The organism is Halanaerobium sp. DL-01, from assembly GCF_003338615.1.
In the GTDB taxonomy this organism is placed as follows: Bacteria; Bacillota; Halanaerobiia; order Halanaerobiales; family Halanaerobiaceae; genus QPJE01.
Window position 1 is genome coordinate 1 of sequence record NZ_QPJN01000067.1, and the last position, 3298, is coordinate 3298.

3 protein-coding genes and 1 tRNA gene are annotated in these 3298 nt (G+C 33.3%); 3 read left to right on the forward strand and 1 reads right to left on the reverse strand.

The features are described 5' to 3' along the window. The first annotated feature begins 269 nt into the window (after positions 1-269). The 3 genes from DER71_RS11765 to DER71_RS11775 all read left to right on the forward strand — a co-directional run bounded on the left by DER71_RS11765 (position 270) and on the right by DER71_RS11775 (position 3057). Positions 270-1478, forward strand: a complete 1209-nt coding sequence (locus DER71_RS11765) for a pyridoxal phosphate-dependent aminotransferase (RefSeq protein WP_114457285.1) — start codon at positions 270-272, stop codon at positions 1476-1478. A 4-nt stretch (positions 1479-1482) separates the two neighbouring features. Beyond that, positions 1483-2361, forward strand: a complete 879-nt coding sequence (locus DER71_RS11770; protein ID WP_114457286.1) for a VIT1/CCC1 transporter family protein — start codon at positions 1483-1485, stop codon at positions 2359-2361. 90 nt (positions 2362-2451) lie between these two features. Next, a complete protein-coding gene (locus DER71_RS11775) occupies positions 2452-3057 on the forward strand; it encodes a fumarylacetoacetate hydrolase family protein (protein WP_114457287.1) in 606 nt (201 codons plus the stop codon). A 5-nt stretch (positions 3058-3062) separates the two neighbouring features. On the opposite strand, the gene DER71_RS11780 is transcribed toward DER71_RS11775, so the two are convergent. Further along, positions 3063-3149: transfer RNA gene (locus DER71_RS11780), tRNA-Leu, on the reverse strand. Positions 3150-3298: the final 149 nt, after the last annotated feature.

Sequence of the window (3298 nt, forward strand, 5' to 3'; positions counted from 1 at the left end):
GTTTTAAATGCTTTTATTGTTGTGTTTAGAAGACTTATTTTAGTATTTGAAACATGTAAATTGGAAAATATTATATGCTTTTTGTGTTACAATCAAAATATAATAAAAAAAAATTTTACAAAAGTTTGTGATTATATTCACGATAAAAAGAGAGGATTTCCTCTCTTTTTTTTCTTTATTTATAACTAATTTTATGGTATATTTTAATATAGTGAATTAAAAATTAAATAGTTTTATAATTGATAATACATAAAAATGAGGTGTGTATATTGAAATTATCTTCTCGAAACTCACTCATAAATAAATCACAGACAATTGCTGTCAGCAATCTTGCTTCAGATTTAAAAGCTGAAGGTGAAAATGTAATTAGTTTTGGAGCCGGAGAACCAGATTTCCCAACACCTGCTTATATCTGTAGTGCTGCTGATGAAGCAATGGAAAAAGGTTATACCCGCTATACTCCTGCAGAAGGGCTTAAAAAACTGCGTCAGGCCGCTGCTGATCGATTTGCAGATGATTATGGTTTTCGCTTTTCTGTAGATGAAATTATAGCATCAAATGGTGCCAAACAGGTACTTTATAATATATTTCAGACCCTTTTAGACTCAAAAGAAGAAGTGATAATACCAAAACCTTACTGGGTTTCTTATCCTGAAATGGTAAAACTCGCCGATGGAGTACCGATTTTTGTTGAAGGTGAAAGAGAAAATCACTTTAAACTTACTCCAAACTTGTTAAATAGTGCCATAACTGACAGGACAAAAGCTGTTATAGTAAATAATCCTTCCAATCCAGATGGTCGTGTTTATACAGAAAAAGAACTGCTGGCCCTGTGTGAAGTAGTGGAAAAACATGATATATTACTAATTAGTGATGAAATTTACGAAAAATTTTTATTTGATGATTTAAATTTTAAATCTATAATATCTCTGCGCCCCGATTTAAAGGATAACCTGTTTATAGTAAATGGAATGTCAAAAACATATTCAATGACAGGCTGGAGGCTTGGATTTGGGTTTGGCAATAAGGAACTTATTGCTAATATGTCTAAAATTCAAAGCCATTCAACATCCAATTCAAATTCAATTACACAGTATGCTTCCTTTAAAGCACTGCAGAATAGAAATCTCAACAGTTTAATAAAAGATAGGTGCAGAATATATGAAGAGAGAAGAGATAAAATGCTGGCTCATATGGATAAAGTAGAAGAGCTAAGCTATATTAGACCCAATGGAGCTTTTTATCTTTTTGTTGACATATCTTCTGTGCTTGGTGGAAATTATAAGGGAGAAAAAATTACAGATTCTGTTCGTTTTGCAGAGGTGCTGCTGAGGGAAGAAAAAGTTGCAGTTGTGCCAGGAGCCGGTTTTGGTATGGATGATTATATAAGGATGTCTTTTGTACTGCCGGTAGAAGAAATACTGGAAGGTATAGATAGAATAGATAGATTTGTAAAAAACTTTTCTAAAAAGAGGTGACTTTATGGGAGCTGAAAGTCTGGACAGGCAGGTAAAAGAAAAGCTTATAAAGATGCAGAAAGATGAAATCACTGAATACCATATCTACAAAAAACTTGCTTCCAAACTGGCAGGTGATGACAATGCAGAAGTGCTGAACGAAATAGCAGAAGATGAGAAACGGCACTACAAAATCTGGGAGGAATATACCGGGATAAAAGTTAAGCCTTCCAGAATAAAAATATTTTTCTATTATTTTTTGGCCAGAATTTTTGGTATTACATTTGGTATTAAACTAATGGAGTTAGGGGAAGAATCTGCCCAGGAATCTTATTACAGAATTACAGATAGATTTGTAGAAGCAAAAACAGTCTTTGCAGAAGAAGATGAACATGAACATAAGCTGATCGCTATGCTGGAAGAAGAAAAATTGGAATATGCTGGATCCATTGTGCTGGGATTAAATGATGCTCTGGTTGAGCTGACAGGTACTCTAGCAGGCCTGTCTTTTGCCATGCGTGAAACAGAGATTATCGCACTTGCTGGAAGCATTACAGGTATTGCCGCAGCCTTTTCTATGGCAGCTTCAGAATATCTTTCCACAAAAACAGAAGAGGGCGAAAACGCACTTAAAGCTTCTATATATACAGGAACAGCATATATTCTAACAGTAATAGTACTGGTTGTTCCATACCTAATTTTCAGCAGTTATATTACTGCTCTGGCAGTTACAATTCTTTCAGCGGTATTAATAATATTCATTTTCAACTTTTATATTTCTGTTGCAAAAGATTTAAATTTCAAAAGACGATTTATAGAGATGACTGTCATTAGTTTAGGTGTTGCTGCTTTTTCATTTATCATTGGATATTTTATAAGAATAGCATTTGGAATAGATATTTAAAAAATTTTACTTTAATTTTTTTTAAAATTAATTTATTTAGATTTTTGAGAATTTGAGAATATTTTAATATAAAAAGGGAGGAGATAGTAATTGCAGAGCATTAATTATTTAAACAATGAATATCAGCCATCTAAAATTATATGTGTAGGCAGAAATTATGCTGAACATATAAAAGAACTCAATAATCAGAATCCAGAAGAACTTGTGCTTTTTTTGAAGCCCAATAGTTCTGTCAGCCGGGAGGTGAAATTACCTGAAGGCAGATGCAGATATGAGGGTGAAATATCTTTTTTAATGAAAAATGGAAAAATATCCGGAGTAGGATTTGGAATAGACTTGACTCTGGTTGATGTCCAGAACAGACTAAAAGAAAAGGGGCTGCCGTGGGAAAAGGCAAAGGCATTTAATGGTTCTGCAGTATTTTCAGATTTTGTAGAAGTTGAAGAAGTTAATAATTTAAGCTTAAAACTGTATCTTAATGATAAATTGTGTCAGGATGGTGGTATAGAGCTTATGATATATAAGCCGGCTGATATTATTGATGAGGTTAAAAAACATTTTAGTATTGAAGATTATGATATAATAATGAGTGGAACACCGAGTGGAGTAGGATTTTTAGAAAATAGAGATATTATAAGAGGAGAAATTTTTGCTGGGAAAGATCTGCTTATTGCAGAAAAATGGCAGATTAAATAAAAAAATGGTGCGAAAGGAGGGATTCGAACCCTCACGGTCTTGCGACCACTAGACCCTGAACCTAGCGCGTCTGCCAATTCCGCCACTTTCGCACTGACAAATAACATTTTAAATGAAAAATTTTTGTTTGTCAAGTATAAAATCAGTTAGGAGTTTCCCCAAAATTTATTTTCAAGCTGCAAAAAGGGGGCTTTAGTCATCAACGAAATTTTTAGATTTATCTAAAACTCAATTCGGGTGT